Raw genomic sequence first — 19,948 nt, forward strand, 5'->3', positions numbered from 1 at the left:
GGGTCGTTCACGGATATCCGACGGGGTCGAGCGGGGGTTCCCAGACGGGCGCGGGCGGTGTGGCGCGCAGCCTCAGCCAGATCCTGCCCAGCTCCAGCATGATGCCGAAGCTGTGCCGGGCCGGGGAGAACCTGGAGCCTGGCATGTCGTGCCAGCGGACCGGGATCTCCAGCACCCGCGAGCCGCGGCCGGCGCAGCGCGCCAGCAGCTCCACGTCGAACGCGAACCCGGGCGTGCGCAGCTCGGCGGCCACCTCGCGGGCGAGCGGGCCGTCGAAGAACTTGAACCCGCACTGGGTGTCGCTCACCCCGTGCACCAGCGCCCTGGCCAGCGCGCGGAAGCCGACGGCGCCGATCTCGCGGATCCGGCTGTGCCGGTTCTCGACACTCGAGTACGCGTGCGCCCGCGAGCCGATCACCACCCGCTCCCCGGACAGGAGCAGGCCGAAGGCGACGTCGACGGCGGCCAGGTCGGTGGCCATGTCGGCATCGCAGAAGCCCACGAAGGGGGCACGGGTCTCGATCAGCCCCGCACGGACCGCGGCTCCCTTGCCGGGCACCGGGCAGCTCACCAGCCGGACCGGGACCTCGCCCTCGGGCCAGGTGCGGACGATCTCGGCGGTGCCGTCCGTGCTGTTGTTGTCGACGACGATGACCGCGGTCGGGAACGGCATGCGGGCAAGCTTCGCGCACAGCTGCAGGAGCCCCCCGGGAAGCCGTCGTTCCTCGTTGTGCGCGGGAACGACGATCTCAAGCAGTGGTCGCCGGCTCGCCCCCGAGTTCCCTGAGGAGGAGGGCGGCATGGCGGCGCTCTGTTACCGCGTGCCGTAGTTGTAGAGCGGCTGGTTGACAGGCGTGGCGGTGGAACCGGTCAGGGAGACCGTGGTGATCGTCGTCACTAGTGCGGCCACGGCTACGCCGATGATCGCTGCTAACAGGATCTTGATCACGGGGGTTCCTCCTGGTGCGGCAGGGGTCCGGGGTATGTGGACAAACCTAGAACCAATTACTGCTACTCGCTAGTAGCTAGACCCAAATTTTACAAAACCCCTGATGAGGTACCTTATCGGGTCGTAAGCGGCGGCTCCAACCTGTACAGACGCAGCTCCGCAGAGTTGACCGGCACCTCGGCGTCACCGAGCCAGCCGGCGAACCGGTTCTTCTCCTCAACCGTCCCCGCATCAACAATCACGTACCGGAACCCCAGTCGGGCGAGGTCAGGTGAACCGCCTTCTAGTACGCGTTCTACCTCCGCGGCCCGGGGGTCCTCGCTTCCGACGACCAGCTCGCCCACCCGCACCACGTCGTTGGTCACCACCCGCCGCCCCGGCACCGCGAAGAACCGCTGCGCCGGATCCAGCACCGCCCTGTGCCCGTTCCAGTCGAATCTCCGGTACGACTCGAACGGCAGCACCAGCACGTCACCGGGAGCCGGGTCGTCACGCAGCGTGTCCCTCGCCTCGTACCACGACCGCGGATACGAGACGGCGTCCAGCGCCCCCAGAGCCCCCCACGCCATCGTCGGCAGCACGGCCACGGGCACCACGACCAGCACGCCGACCAGCCACCGTCCAGGCCGCCCACCCGCCGTCGCCGACTGTCCGCCCGGCGCCGCGGACCCGCTCGCCCCGGCCGGGCTCTCCCGTACGACGGCCGCCGCCAGCAGCCCGAGCCCCACGGCCGCCAGCAACGCGACCGGCGCCACGTACTGCTGCGCGTCCCGGAACACCGCGAACCCGCCCCACACCCCGACCAGCCACTTCAGCACGGACCGCCCGGCCTCGGTTACCCCCGCGGACGCGATGGCGAACCCGACGACGGCGGCCACCACGAGCCCGTTCCGGTACGGCAACCGGCGGCCCAGCCACCAGAACCCGGCGATCCCCGCGACCACGAGCACCAGCCGCGCCACCGCCCCGACGATCCCGTCGTACCCGGCGGGCACGGCGTTCGCGTTCCAGATCCCGCCGAGGGACAGCAGGCTCCCCACCGTCCCGAACGGCGTGTCGGCCCGCGAGGCGAACGCCTCCACCCCCACCGGGTCCCCTTCGAGACCGTCGGGCCGCAGCACCGCCGGCACCAGCCACGGCAGGCAGAAGGCGCCCAGCACCAGCCCCACCTGGAGCACCCTCCCCCACCGGCGGCCGGACGAGGCGGCCACGGGGAGGGCGGTGACGACGGTGACCAGCATCGCCGCGAAGCCGCCCGTCGCCGCCGGCAGGACGGAGACGGCCAGGCGGCGACCGCGGTCGAGCGCGTGGACCACCCAGGGCAGCCCCGCGTACCCCAGGAGGAGCGCCCACTGCCCGATCAGGAGACGCTCTGCCACGAACGGGTTCCAGACGTAGAAGGCCGCCGCCGCGAGGCGGGGGGCCAGTCCGGGGGAAGGGACGAGGACGGCGACGCCCGAGGCGCCCAGCACGAAGATCGACAGCAGGACGAGCTTCTGCACCAGCTCCCCCGGCAGGAGCTGGGACAGGAAGGTGACCACCGCGTCGCTGGGCACCACCCGGGGCGCGCCGCCCGCCAGGCCGAAGGTGAAGAGGGAGAACGCCGGGTCGGGGACGAACACCATGTCCTGCAGCAGCACGAACCCCCAGCCCAGAGCGGGACCGAGGGCGAGGGCTCCGAGGGTGAGGCCGAGGGCGGCGCCGGCCAGGGCGGCTCTGGCCTGGTGTGGCATCCAGCTATGACATCACACCTCTATGACTGCTTTTCCCAGCATGTCGCCAGTTGAGGGACGTTTCCGGCATGCTGTCGCGTGGGGGGATCGCGGGCAGGAAGGACGACGGGGTGGCGAGGGCCGGCCAGGCGGTGCGCGGCGATGTGGTGCTCGCCGCGGGCTTGCTGATGGTGGCCGCCCAGCTGGTGTGGAAGTTCGAGCTGGTCCGCCGCACGTACTTCCGCCAGGACGACTTCATGTTCATCGCCAGGGGCCTGGAACAGAGCCTGACCTGGGACTACCTGATGCGGGTGGACTACGGGCACATGGCTCCCGGCCCGTTCGCGATCCAGTGGCTGATGGGACGGCTCGGCGGCTACAACGACGCGCTGGCCCACGGCGTCACGATGTGCCTGCTGGCCGCGGCGGGGCTGGCGCTGCTGCGGCTGCTGACGGTGCTGTTCGGGTCGCGGCCGGCGATCCTGGTGCCGCTGGGGTTCTTCCTGCTGACCCCGATGACGATCCCCTCGCTGTCATGGTGGTCCGTGGTTCTGGGGGCGCTGCCCTTCCAGGTGGCGGTGCCCATGGCGCTCGCGTCACACGTCCTCTACACCCGCACGCGGCGCCGGCGGCACGCGGTGGCCGCCGTGGGCTGGACGCTGTTCGCGATGGCGTTCTACGTCAAGTCGCCGTTCATCCTGGTGATGGCCTTCGTGCTGACCCTGGGCTGGCTGGCGCGGGACCGGATGACGCGCGTGTGGCTGTTCTACGGCGGGGTGCTCGCGGCGTACTCGGTGGTCTTCTTCCACCAGATGTTCACCTCCGTGCAGCTCACGAACGACACGGTGCGGCCTTCCCTGCCGGACGCGGGGCTGGCCGTGGAGGCCACGTGGCGGATGTTCTCGGGCTCGCTCGTGCCCACCTCGCTGGGCGGCCCGTGGCGGTGGTGGCCGATCGGCGAGGACTACGCGCTCGCCGCCACCCCGGCGCCGCTGATCTGGGCCTCGCTCGTGGTGGGCGCGGCCGTGGTGATCGTGTCGCTGCGCTACCGGCGGCGGGCCTGGCTGGCCTGGCTGATGCTGCTCGGTTACTTCCTGCTGGCCGACGTCGTCCCGGTCATGCTGGGGCGGGTGGAGGCGCTGGGGGCCGACCTGGCCGGGTTCGAGCTGCGGTACATCGCGTCCACGTCGATGGTGGCCGCCATCGTGATCGGCCTGGCCTTCATCCCCGTGGCGGGCGAGGAGCGCCCGTGGCTGCGCCCGCCGCCGCGGTGGCGGTGGGCGTGGGCGCCGCTGGCCGCGGTGTGCGCGGCGGGCTCGGTCTGGTCGGTGACGGCCTTCACCGCGCTGCCACTCGGCCGCAACGTCGAGAGCTACGTGGTGACGGCCGAGCTCGCGCTGGCCCGCGTCCCCCAGGACTCGGTCGTGCTGGACACCTTCGTGCCGCTCAAGGTTGCCGACCCCGCCTTCTTCTTCCAGTACGCCCGCGTCTCCAAGGTCCTCGGCCCGCTCGCGCCCGGCCGGGTGAACTGGACGGAACGGCTGTCGGGGCCGGTGCGCGCCCCGCTCGTCTTCGACCCGCGGGGACGGCTCAACCCGGTGGACGTCAAGGGGGTCACCGTGCCGGGCGGCGCCTCCTGCACGCCCGTGGGCTCCGAGGAGGTCGTCTTCCCGCTGCCCGAGAGGCTGCCGGGCGGCGAGTGGACCGTGCTGGTCACGTACCTGAACTCGGCCGAGACCACGCTCGTCGTGCGGCTGGGCGGCGGGCAGGCCGAGGTCAGGGCGGGGCGCGACCTCGGCGCGACGTACGCGACCGTGCACGGCGAGGGCGGCGAGCTGGCCCTCAGGACGGTCGGCGCGCCCGCGTGCGTCGGCGAGATCAAGGCGGGGCAGCCGGTGCCGGCCGAGCACGGCACGCCGATCCCCGCACGGCCGGTGCTGCCGTGAGGGGATCGGGGGCGCGGGTCACTTGCCCGGTTCGGGGTCCCTGGGCAGGCCGAGCATGCGCTCGCCGATGATGTTGAGCTGCACCTCGGTGGTGCCGCCGTAGATGGTCATCGCCCGGGTCGCGAGCACGGCGCGGTTCCAGTAGCCGGGGTCGCCGAGCTTCATGTCGGCCGCCGCCGTGGCCTGCGCGCCGATCAGGCTCACCGCGGTCTCGGAGACGTGCTGGGCGTGCGAGGTCGACAGCAGCTTGCGCACCGAGGCGTCGGCGCCCGGCTCGTTGCCGGCGAGCTGCTTGAGCGTCACCCGCAGCGACAGCGCGTTGATCGAGTGGCCCTCGCAGATGACGTGCGCGAGAGCGTCCGCCTCGACCGGCGTGAGGTCCCGGCCGAGCCGCTTGACGAGCCCGAGCAGGTCGGGCACGGACGCGCCGGTGCCGCCGGAGCCGGAGGAGAGCGAGACGCGCTCGTTCGAGAGCGTGTTCCTGGCCACCTTCCAGCCGTCGCCGACCTCGCCGACCACCAGGTCGTCGGAGACGAACACATCGTCCAGGAAGACCTCGTTGAACAGGTTCTCGCCGGTCATCTCGGTGAGCGGGCGCACGGTGACGCCGGGCGACTTCATGTCGACGAGGAAGTACGTGATGCCCTCGTGCTTGGAGCCCTCGCTGGAGTTACGGGCGATGCAGATGCCCCACTCGGCGACGTGCGCGACGGATGTCCAGATCTTCTGGCCGTTGAGCCGCCAGCCGCCTTCGACCTTCTCCGCCTTCATCTGCAGCGAGGCCAGGTCGGAGCCGGCGCCGGGCTCGGAGAAGAGCTGGCACCACATCATCTCGCCGCTGAGCGTCTTGGGCAGGAACCGCTCCTGCTGCTCGGGCGTGCCGTAGACGGCGACGGACGGCACCACCCAGGCGCCGATGATCAGCGCGGGGAGCCTGACCTTGGCCGCCTTCAGCTCCTGGGCGATGAGCACCTGCTCCAGCGGGCTCGCGCCGCGCCCCCACGGCGCGGGCAGGTGCGGCATGACGAAGCCGCGCTCGGCCAGCGCCCGCTTCTGCTCCTTGCCCTCCAGCCGGGCGATCTCCGCGATCTCGGCGCGCAGGGCCTCGCGCAGCGGCTCGGCGTCCTCCGGCAGGTCGAGCTCCATCTCGCGGGTGACGCCGCGCAGGGCCAGCTCGGTGACGCGGGCGGCCCAGCCGGCGGAGCCGCCGAGCAGCGCGCGCAGGGTGAGCGCGCGCCGGTAGTAGAGGTGGGCGTCGTGCTCGAAGGTGTAGCCGATGCCGCCGAAGGTCTGGATGGCGTCCTTGGCGCACTGCACGGCCGCGTCGGGGGCCATGACGCCGGCGATCGCGGCCGCGTAGTCGAGCTCCTGGCCCGCGGCGCGGGTGGCGTCCCAGACGGTGGCGCGGGCCTGCTCCAGCGCGACCAGCATGCGCGACAGCTTGTGCTTGATGCCCTGGAACTGGCCGATCGGGCGGCCGAACTGCACGCGTACCTTCGCGTACTCGGCGGCGGCGGTGACGCACCAGGACGCGACGCCGGCGGCCTCGGCGCCGAGCAGGACGGCGGCGATGTTGCGCACGTCGGCGCTCTCCACCCCGTCGAGCACCCGGTCGGCGGGCACGGTGACGCCGTCCAGCTCGACCTTCGCCACGGACCTGGTGAGGTCGAGCGACTTGAGCGAGGTGACGGTGGCGGCGGTGGCGTCGACCGCCACCCACAGCTCGCCGTCGCCGGTGACCACGGGAAGCACCAGCACGTCGGCCATCGCACCGCCGAGCACCGGCTCCGCGGCGCCGGACACGGTCAGGGAGCCGTCGCCCGCCCGCGTGCCGGTCAGCGACCCGGTGAGGGCCAGTGCGCCGGTGCGGGTGCCGTCGGCCAGGCCGGGCAGCAGCTCGTGGTGCTTCGAGGCGTGGATCACCGCGCTGGCCAGCACGGTCGGCACGTAGGGGCCGGGCGCCATCCGCTCGGCCAGCGCCTCGACGGCGACAGCGGCCTCGAGCAGCCCGTAGCCGGAGCCGCCCGACTCCTCGGGCAGGTGGAGGCCGAGAAGGCCCTGCTCTGCCAGGCCCGGCCAGAAGGCGGGCCGCTCGTCGCCGGCAGAGCGGAGCGTGTCGGTGGGGATGCTGCGCTCCGCCCAGCCGCTCACCGACTCGTGGAGCGCCTCGTGCTCCTCGCTCAACCCGATCGCCATAGCTCATCCTCCAGGCGGTTCCGTAGATGCCAGAATCATATTCTAGAGCACGCTTCTGGCCTAGAGGGGGCGAACTTTCTCCGCGAGGGTGTTCAGATCTCTCCAGTACGCCCTGCCGCTCTCCGGGATCGAGGCCATGAGCATGGCGGGCTTGGTCTGGCCCACCTCCACGACGGACACCAGGGCATGGCCGGTGCGCTGCTTGCCGCCGTCGGTGTAGGTCACCCGGAAGGCCAGCGTCCAGCCCTTGCCCCCGGACACCTTCAGCGAGCCGGTCCAGGCGAGGGTGGCGCCCTCCGGATACTGGGAATTCAGCGTCCAGCGGGCCGCCCTGGCCGCGATGGCCCGGTAGTCGGCGTCCGACCTGGGCTTGGTCTCCGGGTTGTCGCCGGGCAGCATCGCCGACGCGATCACCGTCTGCGGCACCCCGGCCTTGCCCACCCGCTGCGCGTGCGCGAACGGCGAGAAGGACCTGGCCTGCCAGGGCTTGCCCAGCTTGGGGTAGCTGATGCCGGTCCTGCTGTCGGTCACGGTGCCGGTGGCGGCGGTGGCCCTGCCCGGCAGGTCGGCGAACGCCATCTTCGCGGGCACCGCCGGCAGCGGCGTCTCGGTGGGGGTCGGGGTCACCGAGGCCTCGGCCGACGTCGAGGGCACCGGGGCGACCTGGACGACGTCCTCGTTCTCCGGCTGGGTCGGCACGTCGCCGGAGAAGATCACGAACACCAGCAGGACGGCGGCCACCGTGGCGACGATGGCGCCGAGCAGATAGACGACCTTGATCGGGATGTCCCCGATCCGGCTGACCAGCCCACCCTTCAACGGAGGCGGCGCAGCCGTCGCCGGCAACGGCTCAGCCTGCCCGAACGACGCACCCCCAGGCCCCACCGGCCCCGCCCCCACCCGCACGGGCCCCACCCCAGCCCGCCGCGGCCCCACACCCTGCCCAGCCGGAGAGCCGGCCTGCCCAGCCGAACCACCGGCCGACCCGGCCACCCCAGCCTGCCCGAGCGAACCAACAGAAGCACCAGACTGACCAGCCGAACCAGCCGGAGAGCCAGCCTTCCCTGCCGACCCGGGCTGCCCGACCAACTCGGCCAGAGACCTGGCCTTCCGAGCCGGAGGACCAGCCTTTCCAGCCGCAGATCCGGCCTGCCCGGACGGCGCAGCCGAGCCGCTTGCGGGTCTGGCGGGACCGGCCGCAGGTCCGGCGGGGCCCGGCTGACCTGGACGACCGGCGGGACGCTCACCTCCCGGCCTCTGGGGGCCCGCGGACTGCGGAGCCCCTTTACCGGGTGCTCTCCCGGCCTGAGGGCCGGACGCCTCGATCGGATTCGGCCCGGACGGCGCGGAACCGCCGGAACTCCCAGGCTTGGAAGCACCGCCCGACTTCGCACCGGAAGGCCGGGAGGGGCCGCCCGATGCCGCCGGCTTGGGAGGCTCGGGGGTCACCTCCCCTTGGCCCGGGCTAGGTGAGGCTCCTGAGGGACGGTCCCGGCGGAAGGCGATGGTTTCCTCCGCAGGCGGGACGATCTTGCGAAAGGGAGCGGTGGGAGCATCGTTGCCGTTGTTCTGATCGCCGACGTCCGCCATGGCTTGAAGGCTACGTCACCTGGACGGGCGACATTTCCGCTATGCCCGCACCAGAACGAAGTCACGTACCGTATCCATCAGGAGACGTCGCGCAACCCACACCCCTGACCTGCGTATCTTTCCGTCCGAGCTGGGCAGAGTACCGGGCATGCGCAAGATCGCTGGAGGGCTGGCCGCCGCCGTCCTGGTCACCGGTTGCGCCGGCGCGCCCGGAGTCCGCGGCACGGCCTCGCCGACCGCCTCACCCACCGCCACCGCCACGGCGACCACCCCCTCGCCCAGCCCCACCGCCGAAGCGCTGCCGCTGGAGCAGACGTACGAGCGCGTGATCGCCCAGGTCCTGCCCTCGATCGTGCAGATCAACACGAAGGCCGGCCTCGGCTCCGGAGTCGTGTACGACGACAAGGGCCACATCGTCACCAACGCGCACGTCGTCGGCGAGGCCACCACCATGGAGGTCACGCTCGCCACCGGCGGCGGCTCCCGCAGCGCGAAGCTGGTCGAGTCCTTCCCCGCCGGCGACCTCGCGGTGATCAAGGTGGACGACGCGCGGGGCCTGCGCCCGGCCACGTTCGCCGACTCGTCCAAGCTCAGGGTCGGCCAGCTCGTGCTCGCCATGGGCAACCCGCTGGGCCTGTCGGGCAGCGTCACCAACGGCATCGTCTCCGCGACGGGACGCACGGTCAGCGAGCCGCAGGGCGAAGGCTCGCCAGGCGCCACGATCGCCAGCGCCGTCCAGACCTCGGCCGCGATCAACCCCGGCAACAGCGGCGGCGCCCTGGTCGACATGGCCGGCCACGTGATCGGCATCCCGACCCTCGCCGCCACCAACCCGTCGCTGGGCGGCGGCGCGGCCCCGGGCATCGGCTTCGCCATCCCCAGCAACACCGCCACGGACATCGCCGCCCAGATCGTCGAGCACGGCCGCGTGGTCAACAGCCACCGGGCGGCGCTGGGCATCACGGGCTCGACGGTGATCGGCGAAGACGGCCAGCCCGCCGGCGTCGGCGTCCGCTCGGTCCAGTCGAACGGCGGCGCCGCCAAGGCGGGCATCCGCGAGGGCGACATCATCGTCTCGGTCGCCGGCAAGCAGATCCCCACCATCGCCGACCTCACCGAGACCCTCACGGAGTACAAACCGGGCGACAAGGTCGAGATCGAGTTCGTACGAGACGGCGCCAGTCAGAAGGTCACCGTCACCCTGACCGAACTCCAGGCCGGGTGATCCGCAGACCGCCGCGTTCACTGCTTGATGGTGTAGACGATGTCGACGCGGCGGTTCTTGGCGCGGTTCTTCGGCAAGGGCTTGCCCTCGGCCGTGTTGGGCAGCTTGGGGCGGGTCTCGCCGAAGCCCTGGGCCTGGAGGGTCACGCCGGGGAGCGTCAGCAGGCCCGCCATGACCTGCTTGACGGCGTCCGCCCGGCGCTGGGAGAGGGTGTCGTTGTAGGCGTCGGCGCCCTGGTCGTCGGTGTGGCCCTCGACCCTGACCTGGCCGCCCGCGCCCTCGGTGTTGATCTGCTCGGCGACCTCCTTGAGCCGCTGCCTGGCCTTGGCGGTGAGCCGCCACTTGTCGAGCGCGAACAGCACGTCGCTGGTGAGCGCCACCGTCACCTGGTCGCCCCGCTGGGACTCGCTCTCGCTGCCGTCGAGCGACTCGACCTCGCCGATGATGTCCTCGACGGGCAGCACCAGGTCCTCCACCACGCCGATCGCCGACTCCGGCGGAGGGGTAGGGGAGGCCAGCGTCAGGGCGAGGGCGAGACTAAGAGATCGGAACATCGGTGAACACGCCGATCTGCGGCATCTCGATGTTGACCTTGGTGACGTCGGCCGGCGGCGCGGCGAAGACCGCGTACAGGCTGGCGCTCTCGTCCTTCTCCAGGAACTCGCCCTGGGTGCCCGAGCAGACGCACTCGGCCTTGTCGTCGGTGCCGTTGCGCGCCACGCGGTAGCGCTTGGCGTTGACCGGGTCGATCAGGCTGACGCCGGACACGGTGTAGTCGAAGACGCCGCCGCCCATGCCGTTGTGCACGTTGAAACTGCCTTCCAGACCGGTGATGGTCCAGTTGAGCGTCGCGGTCTTGCCCTGGCGCAGCAGCCCGGTGATCTCCACCCTGACCTTGGTCGGCCCGTCGGTGCCCTCGGCCTTGGTCTCGCGGCTGGCGATGACCTTGTCCCCCTGCGGCGGGGCGGTCTGCTGCTCGGCGGGGGGCGCGGTGGTCTCGGGCGGCGCGTTCTCCGTCTGCGCCGCCTGGGTCCCGCCCTGCTTCTCCTGGCCGCCGCCGCCTGTCGTGGAGGGCAGCATGCCGCAGCCGGTCAGCGCCACGACCGCGACCGCCAGCACCAACGTCTTGCGCATGGTCACTGATCACCTTTCGGGGGTTCCGAACTCAGGGCCCGAACGTTAGCGAGGCGACCTTCAGGATCCGCATAGCGGGCTAAACACCCCGCCTCCCCCGTGCCTCGCTCGCGAGCCGCTCGGCCGCCGCGCGGCCGTGCTCGTCACCGAGCCGGTCAAACTCTCCCATAGCACGCGTCAGCGCCTCAACCGCCTCATCGATCTTCTCCATGTCCAGGTACGACTCCGCCAGGACGAGCAGGGCCGCACCCGAACCGCGCCGGTCCCCGTACACCGTGAAGGTCTCCAGCGCCTGCCCGGCGGCGTCCGCGGCGGCGTCCGGCAGCCCCTCGGCGCGGGCGACGCGGGCGAGCACCAGCAGTCCGGACGCCTCGGGCAGCCGGTCGCCGAGCCGCCGGTTGATCGCGATCCGCCGCTCCGCGCAGGCGCGGGCCTCGGCGCCGCGGCCCGCCCCCAGGTGCAGCCTGGCCAGGTCGAGCAGCGCCTCGGCCTCGCCGCGCGGGTCGCCCAGCTCGCGGTAGACGGCCAGGCTCTCCTCCAGCGGCTCCCGGCCGGACAGCAGCGCGCCCAGCGCCCGCAGCGCGTCGGCCCTGCCGCGCTGGTCACCGGCCTGGCCGAAGACGTGCAGCGCCCGGCGCAGCACCCGCTCCGCCTCGGCCCTGCGAGGTTCGACCAACCCGAGCCGGAGCGTGATGCGGGCCAGCTCCAGCCCTTCCACCAGCGGCTGGGCGGCCCGGAGCGCCGCCGCCGCGGCGTCGTTCCTGCCCTCCGCCCGGTGCAGGTCGGCCAGGCCGCGCAGCAGCAGCGCCTCCCCCTGCCGGTGGCCCGCCGTCCTGGCCGCGTCCAGCCCGGTCGCGGTCGTGGCATGCCAGTCGTCGTGGTGGCCGGCCAGCTCGAACAGCGGCGTCAGGTAGAACGCCAGCCGCCACGCGGCCTCGTACAGGCCCGACCGGAAGAAGTCGCCGACCGCCGCGACCAGGAAGCGGCGCTCCGCGCTCAGCCAGCGCGCCTCCTGGCGCAGCCGGCCCGTCTCCAGGATCTGCTCTCCCGTACGGACGAGCGTCCGGCCGGAGCCGGGCTCCGCGGGCAGCAGGGTGACCCTGGCCCGCCTGGTCCGGTCGAGGATCTCCGCCGCCCTGGCCGCCAGCACCGGGCCGGGCCCGCCCTCCTCCGCCAGCCGCTCGGCCGCGTACAGCCTGGTCAGGTCGTGTCGGCCGAACCGCTCCTGGCCCGCCTCGTCCAGCCCGCGCGACTGCAGCAGCCCGGCCTCGGCCAGCGGCTCCAGGTCCTCGCCCAGCACCCACGGGGCGAAGTCGGGAGCCGTGAACGCGCCCAGCTCGCGCAGCAGCCGCCGCTCCGGCTCCGCCAGCCCGCGGTAACCGAGCGCCAGGCTGCCGCGCACGGCCAGGTCGCCCGCGCTCAGCTCGTCCAGCCTGCGCCGCTCGTCGCCCAGCCGCCCGGCCAGGTGGGCGACCGTCCAGCCGGACCGTCTGGCCAGCCGCGACCCGGCGATCCGCAGCGCCAGCGGCAGTCCGCCGCACAGCCGGACGATCTCGCGCGCCGCCTCCGGCTCGGCCGCCACCCGGTCGCGGCCGGCCACCCCGGCGAGCATCTCGAACGCCTCGTCCGGATCCAGCACGCCCAGCTCGTACGGCCTGGCCGCCTCCAGCCCGGCCAGCGGCGAGCGGCTGGTCACGATCGTCACACTGCCGGGGCCGGTCGGCAGCAGGGGACGCACCTGCGTCTCGCCGGCCGCGTCGTCGAGCACCACGACCAGCCGCCGGGCCGAGGTGAGCCGGCGGTAGAGCCGGACCCGCTCGTCCAGCGCCGGCGGCACCGCGCCGTCGGGCCGGCCGAGCGTCCGCAGCAGGTCCTCCAGCACGGCCCCCGGCGCCCGCTCGCCGAGCACCGCGTACAGCCTCCCGTGGCCGGGCTCCAGCAGGTTCGCCGCCCGCACGGCCACGGCCGACTTGCCGCACCCGGCGGGCCCGTGCACCACCAGACAAACCGGCGCCCGCGCCACCCCGCCGCCCGAGGCGAGACCACCGCCACCGCCTCCAGAGCCCGTGGTCGGACCACCACCTGAGAAACCCGTCGCAGGACCGCCAGTGCCGTCCGCGTTCCCTGTCGTGGTGTCGCGGGCCCACCGGGTGACCCAGGACAGGACGTCCCGCCTACCGGTGAAGTCCGAAATATCCGGCGGCAACTCGTCGAGCGGGGTCGTAGAGATCCGGGCCGGTGCCACCACCTCGCCCGCGAGCACCCGGTCGTGCGCCTCTCGCAGCTCAGGCCCCGGCTCCAGCCCCAGCTCGTCGACCAGCACCCGCCGCGCCTCCTGGTAGGCCGCCAGCGCCTCGGACCGCCGCCCCGCCTGGTGCAGGGCCGCCATCAGGTGCGCCCACCCCCGCTCACGCAACGGGTGGGAGTTCACCAGCGCCCGCAGCTCGCCGACCACCTCACCGCCGCGCCCCAGCCGCAGGTCCAGGTCCACGCGCTCCTCCAGCGCGGTCAGGCGCGACTCCTCAAGAGGTACGCCATGCGTACGGCGCAGTTCGGCACTGTCGACGCCCGCCAGCGCCTCCCCCCGCCACAGCGCCAGCGCCTCCCTGAACCGGGCGGCCGCCTCCACGTGCCCGCCCGCCTCCCGGATCCGCCTGGCCTCCCCCACGAGCCGCTCGAACCGGTGGCAGTCGATCTCGTCCCGGTCCACCGCCAGCAGGTAACCGCCCGGCACGGTGGTGATCCCCTCGACCAGCTTGCGCAGCGCGCTCACGTACACCCGCAGCACCGACTCGGCGGACGCGGGCGGCCGGTCGCCCCACAGCACGGTGATCAGCCGCTCGACCGGCACCGCCGTGCCCGCCGACAGCAGCAGCGCCGCGAGCAGCGTCCGGTGCTTGGCCGGGCCCGGCTCCCCGCCGTCCCCGACCCGGAGCGGGCCCAGCAGCCCGAACCACACGCCCACCGTCCCTCAGCCCCGCGCCGGTCGCAGCGCGAACGACTCGAACCGCACCCGCACCGTCTTCCCGGCCTCCGGCGCGGCGTGCACCCCCGCCATGCCGGGACCCAGCGGCGCCTCCGCGTCGGTGGCCTCGGCCACCAGGCGCTCGTTCAGCCACATCCGCAGCGTCACCTCGCCGTCGCCACCGGCGCACTCGGCGACGACCCGGTTCGTGCCCTCGGACGCCGCCTTCTCCGGTCCGTACAGAACCACGCCCTCCTGCCCCGTGCGGCGCTTGACGATCGCCACCCGGCCCGCGCCGCTGACCCCGAACTCGTACCGGCCACCCGAGCCGCCATGGCACCACACCCCGTACTCGCCCGCGCCCTCCCGCAACTCCGCCTTCGCGCTGACGACCACCCCGCCACCGGGCTCCCGCCGCGGCGCCGACTTCCACAACCGCCACCCGTCCTCGACGGCCAGCACATACCCGGAACCGTCTTTCTCAGCGGTCCCGGCCTCCGACGCCCCCACCTCCCACCCATCGGCGAACCCACTCTCGTACGGCCACGCCTCCCCCCTCAACAGGACCCCCGCAACGGCCCCACCCACAACCACCGCCACCAACCCGCCCACCCACCAACGCCACCGCGCCCCACCTCTCCCCTTCTTACGCGCACCGCCGCCTGCCCCCTGGGAGTCAGGACCACCCTGCGCACTCACAACAGATCCCCCGTACACCGCACCCCGGGAGGAGGGGGAAGCCTCCGGACCGTACGGAACCGCACCTTCACCCTGGGAGGCGAGGGCACCCTGCGCACTCACAACAAACCCGTCGTACGGGACCGCACCTTCACCCTGGGAGGCGGGGGCACCCTGCGCACTCACAGCAGACCTGCCGTACGGAACCGCGTCGCCACCCTGAGCGGCAGCACCCGACCGCCGAGGGTCACCCTCTCCACGCAGCGTGCCCGAACCGCCCGCCGCCCCAGAGACTCCCCCGTACGGAACCGCACCCTCACCCTGAGCAGCGGAAGCCGCCCGCCCAAGGCCACCCGCTCCGGCCTGGCCTCCATCTCCACGCACCGCGCCCGCGCCAGAGGCTCCTCCGTACGGAACCGCCCCCTGGGAGATGGGGGCACCCTGCGGACTCACGACAGATCCGCCGTACGGAACCGCACCCCCACCCTGAGCGGCAGCACCCGCCCGCCGTGGGTCCTGGTCGCTATCTCCACGCAGCGCGGGCGTACCGCCTGCCGCTCCGGAAACCACCCCACCCTGGGAGGCGGGGGCACCCTGCGGACTCACAGCAGACCCGCCGTGCGGAACCGCATCGCCGCTCTCAGCGGCAGCACCCGTCCGCTCAGGGTCGCCCCGCAGCGCGGGCGAGCCACCCACCGCCCTAGAGACTCTCCCGTATGGAACCGCGCCCTGGGAGGTGGGGGACGCCTCCGGACCGTACGGAACCGTACCCCGGGAGGTGGGGGCAGGCTGTGGGCTCGTGGGGGATCCGGTGGACGGGGGCGCTGGGGGGAGGTGGGGAGGGGACGGAGGGCGGGTGAGGGGGGTGGTCCAGGTGCGCTCGACGGCTTCGGTGGCCGAGGCGGGGCTGGTCGGGGGGCCGCCGAGGAGGTCGGCGAGGAGGCGGGACACCGGCGGGCGGGCCCGGGGGTCCTTGGCGAGGGCCTGCTCCACCAGCCCGCGGACGCCGCCGTCCAGCCCGTCCAGGTGGGGCCTCTCGTTGACGACGCGGTTGAGCACCTCGCCAGGGGAGCCGCCGCCGAACGGGGAGCGGCCGGTGCCGGCGAACGCGATGACCCCGCCCCAGGCGAACACGTCGGTGAACGGCCCGACGGTCTCGCCGCGCGCCTGCTCCGGCGCCATGAACGCGGGCGTGCCGAGGATCGCCTGACTGGTGTCGGACCCGACGAGCTGGGCGATGCCGAAGTCGATGACACGCGGCCCGAGCGGCGACAGCAGCACGTTCGACGGCTTGAGGTCGCGGTGGATCACCCCGGCGCCGTGGATGGCGCTCAGCGCGGTGGCGATGCCGACCGCCAGCGCCTCCAGGTTGCCCCCGGACAACGGCCCCTGGTCGCGCACGGCCCGCGCCAGGTCGGGGCCTTTGACGTACTCGGTGACGAGGTAGGCGACGTCGCCGTCGATGCCGGCGTCCAGGACGGGCGCGGTGCAGAACCGGGCGACCCGGCGCGCGGCCGCCACCTCGCGCTCGAACCTGCGGCGGAAGGCGGGGTCGCGGGCCAGCCTAGGGTGGATGACCTTGACGGCGGCCAGCCCGCCGGTGGGGGTGGCGGCCAGGTGCACCTCGCCCATGCCGCCGCGACCGAGGACGCGCCGCAGCGCGTACCCGCCGATGACCCGATCGCTCACCGCAGACACATTAGCCAGGTCCGGATCGTCCCGCTCGGAGCGCGTATCCGTGTCCGAAAGACGAGGATCCCAAGTTTCCAGACCAGCAGCCCGCCCTCCCCTCCCCGTCTGCCCCGTACGGCGTCACCGTCGAAGACATGTCAGAGACGACCGCACGCGCCACGGGCCGCAACTGGGGCCGATTCGCCCTGCACTACATCGAAATGATCATTGCGATGTTCGCCGGCATGTTCCTCCTGGACCTCGCCTGGTCCATGGCCGGCGTGCACGTCTCGTACGCGACCCACCCGGAGGCCGCGTACCTGCTCATGGCGCTCAACATGTCGATCGGCATGGCCGTGTGGATGCGCTTCCGCGGCCACGGCTGGGGGTCGACGCTGGAGATGTGCGCCGCCATGTTCGCACCGGCCGTTCCGCTCTTCCCGCTGCTGTGGCTGGGGCTCATCGACGGTCACGGGGTGATGATCGCGGCGCACGTGGCGATGTTCCCCGCCATGCTGGCCGTCATGCTCCGCCGGCTGGACGAGTTCGCCGGCTGTGCCCGTTGACCCTGCGGTACCGGTCCAGCACGTCCTGCCGCAGCAGGTGGCCGAACCCGGCCCGCTCCAGCCGCGTCCCGAGCTGGGCCGCGGTGCCGCCGAGAGCGGCGGCGGCGTCCTCCAGACGCCAGTCGTGCTCGTGCAGCACGCGCAGCAGGTGGCCGCGCCGCACCTGGGCCTGCGACAGCCTGAAGGTCTTCAGGTACGCGAGCCTCCCGTCCTCGGCGGTGATCGTCTCCCCGATGTGGTTCTCCGCCCGGCGGTCGAAGGCCGGCAGGAAACGCCGCAGCCGGAACCCGCCGAGCCGGTACACCTCCTCCACCCGGTCCGGCGAGCCCAGCAGGCCCGCCGCCATGACCGAGTCGTGGAAGCCGGCCCACTCCCGCTCCTGCCGCGCCGCCTCGGCCCGCAGGTCCGCCAGGGAGGAGACCCGGCTCTCGTCGATCACCGCGGGGAAGTCGCGGGCCGGGTAGAACGTCGCGTACTCGTGGACGAGCTCCCCGTACAGGTCGCGTACCAGGGTCGGGTGCAGCGCCCGGTAGTCGTCAGGATGCGGCACCACGAACGCGCTCGCCAGCGTGTCACCCGCGTACAGCAGCAGCCCGCACTGGCCGGGGTGGATCTCGAAGACGCGCAGCGCGTCCTCCAGCCCGCGCACCTCCGCCCCGGTGCGGGCGTCCTCGGCGCGCGGCGACAGCCCCCGCGCGACCGCCTGGCGTGACCACTCCGCCCAGGCGATCACGGGCCCGCGGAAGTGCAGCGCCAGGTAGCCCTCCAGGGCGAGGTGCAGGGGCAGGAAGCGCAGCCGGTTCTTGTCCACGCGCCTGGCCATCCGCCGGCGGAACCTGACGTCCATGCGGTCGAGCGGCTCCCCGAGCTGGGTGCCGTACGCGGCGGCCGGGCTCCCGTCGCCGGTCCACGACGCCACGAACGCGTGCGGGACGTACGCCACGTACACCGACTTGTCCGGCAGGCTGACAACACTCAGCTCGTCCCCGTACACCCGGGCGTGCAGCCGCAGGTCGAGGATCGGCTCCGGCCGGACCAGCGGCACCAGCCGCACCGCTCCCCAGGTCTGGGCGGGCCGGGTCTCCAGCCCGGCGAGGTCGATCATCGCGCCGCCGCCCTCTCCTCCAGGTACGCGCGCAGCTCGGCAGGCCCGGTGCGGCCCTGCGCGAACCCGGCCAGCTCGACCAGCGCCGGCAGGTCCTCGGCGTCGCGGATCCCGGCCGTCGGAACCAGCGGCGACAGCCTGCGCACCTCGAACCGCTCCGCGTCGTACACAGGGTTCAGGTGCACGATGCGTACCCCGCCCGCCGGGTCGAGCCGGCGCCGCCAGACCCGCAGGACCTCGGCGGCCAGCCCGGGAGGCGCGTTGTCCCACCCGTCGGAGACGATGACCAGCCGGTCGGGCCGCGGGTCGAGCGCGTCGAGCACCCGCTGTCCCAGCGGCGTCGGCCCGTCCGGCCGCGCCATCACCGGGTCGGCGAGCCCTGACACCCACAGCCCTCGGTAGGACCCGGCCAGCGCCTCCAGCAGGTAGTGGCAGGCCAGCGCGACCGCCAGCGGCCTGCGCCGCTTCACCGGCGAGCCGAACGACGAGAAGCTGTCGTCCAGCACCGCCGCGACACTCCCCCACGTCCCCCGCCGCGGCCCCGCCGCCCGCGCCGCCGCCGCGCGCAGTGCCGCCACGTGCTGACGCCGCTCGCCGTACGGCAGCGACAGCACGTACGAGGCCGCGCGCACCAGCGGCATGGCCGCCAGATCGGCCCTGTCCCGGATCCCCGCACGCTCATGGGCGCCGGCCAGCCGCAGCCGCTCCGAACGGGTCAGGCGGGGCGCGATCCGCTCCAGGAAGACCGCCCTGGGGATGCCGTGCCGGGCCGCGAAGCCCTCCGCCACCGTGTACGGCAGCTCGTACAGCGCCTGCCTCTCGTGGTGGGCACGGCGCCAGGCCTCCAGCACCGGGGTGTCGAAGCGGGCGCGCCGGTGCGGCGCGAACAGGAAGTCGCCCAGCTCGCCCGGCGGCCGCAGGTGCGCGTGACGCACCGCCGCCTTCATCGCGGAGCGGTACTTGACCGCGTCGAAGGCCAGGTCGGGCCGGGCCAGCAGCCAGTCGCGGATGATCGCCCTGGTGCGCCGGTTGTTCACGCCGTCCCGCCGCAGCTCGCCGAACAGCCGGTAGACGCGTGGCGGGCTCATCCTGGCCAGCCGCCAGGAGATGAGCGGGCCGTCGCCGCGGGCCTTCAGCACGTTGTGGATGATCATCGCGGCGTTGTGGTCGTTGACGTCCAGCGCCAGCGTGGCCGCGTACAGATCGGGATAGTTGCCGTGGATGTAGCGGTGCAGGAAGTCCAGCGACAGCCGCTGCTCGCCCGCCGTGGCGCGGAACTCCCGCTGCCCGGTCGAGGTGATGGCCGCGTTCGCGAACAGCAGCACGTCCTCGCACTCGATCAGGTCGGCGTAGGTGTCCATGGCTCCCCGGGATGACGGCGCCGGCCGGGGAATGGGGGCACGAACTGCGAAGCATCGCTTCATAGGCGGGTTCCGGAAGTCGCGCCTGAGTCCCGCGACCGGCTGCTCCCGGACCTTACCGGGCGGCAGCCGGACGAGCGACGAAATATCCGCATTCTGCCGTCGGCCGGCCCAGCCGCCTCCCGCCCGCCGGTTCCCCGGGGGCGGGAGATGAGCCGGCGTTCACTAGGGCTCGCAGCCGGCCTCGGTGTCGGTGCCGAGCCCGCCGTTGCAGTCGTCGGTGCCCGGTCCTCCGTTGAGGCCGTCGTTCCCGTTGTTGCCGTTGAGCTCGTCGTTGCCGGCGCGCCCATCTGGACGCCGGCGGCAATCTGCGGGCGTCCGACTACGCCAGCGGCTTCACCAGCGACATCTTCCCCGGCAGGCGGGTGCCCGACGTCGTGGGCCTCGTCGGCCTGCAGCCGAACGCCTCGTACATCATGCTGCCCACCCAGCCGGGCTCGTTCGTCGACGAGACCTTCGCCGACAGCGCGGACGACACCAAGTCCGACGACGGCTGGGCGGTCTTCAGCGGCACCTCGGCGGCGGCAGCCCAGGCGGCGGGCGTGTGCGCCCTCGTCAAGGGCTCCTGGCCGGGGATCTCGCCCACCCGGATGAAGCAGCTCCTCAGGGCCACGGCGAGGGACGTGACGACCGGCAATTGCTTCAACGGCCCGGGCATGAACCACCAGGCGACGGCCGGGCCGGACCGCGCGACCGGCAGCGGGCTCATCGACGCCTACGCGGCCCAGAGCTCGGCCCAGACCACCTACATCGAATGTTCCATCCGCGGGCTGAACTGCGACTAGGCCCG

At 73.1% G+C, this 19,948-nt stretch carries 15 protein-coding genes and 1 pseudogene; 4 read left to right on the plus strand and 12 right to left on the minus strand.

Annotated features, from left to right (window positions below; translation table 11 throughout):
• Positions 1 to 7: 7 nt before the first annotated feature.
• From ABD999_RS18390 to ABD999_RS18400, 3 genes are all read right to left on the minus strand, one after another.
• The gene (locus ABD999_RS18390) at positions 8 to 802 is read right to left on the minus strand and encodes a glycosyltransferase (protein ID WP_148034157.1); all 795 of its coding nucleotides are present in this window, start codon (positions 800 to 802) and stop codon (positions 8 to 10) included.
• Positions 803 to 814: 12 nt separating this feature from the next.
• Positions 815 to 949 (minus strand): hypothetical protein, encoded by a 135-nt coding sequence (locus ABD999_RS18395; protein WP_261808826.1) that lies wholly within the window; start codon positions 947 to 949, stop codon positions 815 to 817.
• Positions 950 to 1,062: 113 nt separating this feature from the next.
• Positions 1,063 to 2,682: an MmpA family trehalose lipid delivery protein gene (locus ABD999_RS18400; protein ID WP_271278236.1), complete on the minus strand. Its 1,620-nt coding sequence runs from the start codon at positions 2,680 to 2,682 to the stop codon at positions 1,063 to 1,065.
• A gap of 68 nt (positions 2,683 to 2,750) precedes the next feature.
• Here ABD999_RS18400 and ABD999_RS18405 point away from each other — a divergent pair, with 68 nt between their 5' ends.
• A complete protein-coding gene (locus ABD999_RS18405; protein ID WP_271278235.1) occupies positions 2,751 to 4,607 on the plus strand; it encodes a hypothetical protein in 1,857 nt (618 codons plus the stop codon).
• Positions 4,608 to 4,625: 18 nt separating this feature from the next.
• Here the strand turns inward: ABD999_RS18405 and ABD999_RS18410 are convergent, their stop codons facing one another.
• Both ABD999_RS18410 and ABD999_RS18415 read right to left on the minus strand, forming a co-directional pair.
• Positions 4,626 to 6,803, minus strand: coding sequence for an acyl-CoA dehydrogenase family protein (locus tag ABD999_RS18410; protein ID WP_271278234.1), 2,178 nt, complete (start codon positions 6,801 to 6,803; stop codon positions 4,626 to 4,628).
• Between the two features lie 60 nt (positions 6,804 to 6,863).
• Positions 6,864 to 7,622: a hypothetical protein gene (locus ABD999_RS18415; protein WP_271278233.1), complete on the minus strand. Its 759-nt coding sequence runs from the start codon at positions 7,620 to 7,622 to the stop codon at positions 6,864 to 6,866.
• Positions 7,623 to 8,541: 919 nt separating this feature from the next.
• Here ABD999_RS18415 and ABD999_RS18420 point away from each other — a divergent pair.
• Positions 8,542 to 9,618 carry a S1C family serine protease gene (locus ABD999_RS18420; RefSeq protein ID WP_271278232.1) on the plus strand — a complete coding sequence of 359 codons (1,077 nt, stop codon included), beginning with the start codon at positions 8,542 to 8,544 and terminating at the stop codon, positions 9,616 to 9,618.
• Positions 9,619 to 9,635: 17 nt separating this feature from the next.
• Here the strand turns inward: ABD999_RS18420 and ABD999_RS18425 are convergent, their stop codons facing one another.
• The 4 genes from ABD999_RS18425 to ABD999_RS18440 form a co-directional block, all read right to left on the minus strand.
• Complete coding sequence (locus ABD999_RS18425; protein WP_148034164.1) at positions 9,636 to 10,172, minus strand: OmpA family protein; 537 nt, start codon at positions 10,170 to 10,172, stop codon at positions 9,636 to 9,638.
• Positions 10,156 to 10,752: a lipoprotein gene (locus ABD999_RS18430; protein WP_271278231.1), complete on the minus strand. Its 597-nt coding sequence runs from the start codon at positions 10,750 to 10,752 to the stop codon at positions 10,156 to 10,158. The genes ABD999_RS18425 and ABD999_RS18430 overlap by 17 nt, the downstream gene beginning before the upstream one ends.
• 79 nt (positions 10,753 to 10,831) lie before the next feature.
• The gene (locus ABD999_RS18435) at positions 10,832 to 13,711 is read right to left on the minus strand and encodes an AfsR/SARP family transcriptional regulator (protein ID WP_271278230.1); all 2,880 of its coding nucleotides are present in this window, start codon (positions 13,709 to 13,711) and stop codon (positions 10,832 to 10,834) included.
• A 12-nt stretch (positions 13,712 to 13,723) separates the two neighbouring features.
• Complete coding sequence (locus ABD999_RS18440; RefSeq protein ID WP_345482807.1) at positions 13,724 to 16,084, minus strand: serine/threonine-protein kinase; 2,361 nt, start codon at positions 16,082 to 16,084, stop codon at positions 13,724 to 13,726.
• Between the two features lie 137 nt (positions 16,085 to 16,221).
• On the opposite strand from ABD999_RS18440, the gene ABD999_RS18445 reads away from it, so the two are divergent.
• The gene (locus tag ABD999_RS18445) at positions 16,222 to 16,632 is read left to right on the plus strand and encodes a hypothetical protein (RefSeq protein WP_271279103.1); all 411 of its coding nucleotides are present in this window, start codon (positions 16,222 to 16,224) and stop codon (positions 16,630 to 16,632) included.
• Here the strand turns inward: ABD999_RS18445 and ABD999_RS18450 are convergent.
• The 3 genes and pseudogenes from ABD999_RS18450 to ABD999_RS43940 form a co-directional block, all read right to left on the minus strand.
• A complete protein-coding gene (locus ABD999_RS18450) occupies positions 16,589 to 17,737 on the minus strand; it encodes an ARPP-2 domain-containing protein (RefSeq protein WP_271279102.1) in 1,149 nt (382 codons plus the stop codon). The two genes, ABD999_RS18445 and ABD999_RS18450, sit on opposite strands and share 44 nt — an antisense overlap.
• Positions 17,734 to 19,098, minus strand: a complete 1,365-nt coding sequence (locus ABD999_RS18455) for a hypothetical protein (RefSeq protein WP_271279101.1) — start codon at positions 19,096 to 19,098, stop codon at positions 17,734 to 17,736. Before ABD999_RS18455 ends, ABD999_RS18450 begins: the two co-directional genes overlap by 4 nt.
• A gap of 225 nt (positions 19,099 to 19,323) precedes the next feature.
• Positions 19,324 to 19,437, minus strand: a pseudogene (locus tag ABD999_RS43940) (hypothetical protein); the annotation flags it as partial.
• An 86-nt stretch (positions 19,438 to 19,523) separates the two neighbouring features.
• Here ABD999_RS43940 and ABD999_RS18460 point away from each other — a divergent pair.
• Entirely contained in the window at positions 19,524 to 19,943 is a 420-nt protein-coding gene (locus tag ABD999_RS18460; protein ID WP_271279100.1) for a S8 family serine peptidase, read from the plus strand.
• The last annotated feature ends 5 nt before the right edge of the window (positions 19,944 to 19,948 follow it).

It is taken from the genome of Nonomuraea ferruginea (assembly GCF_039540635.1).
Taxonomy (GTDB): Bacteria; Actinomycetota; Actinomycetes; order Streptosporangiales; family Streptosporangiaceae; genus Nonomuraea; species Nonomuraea ferruginea.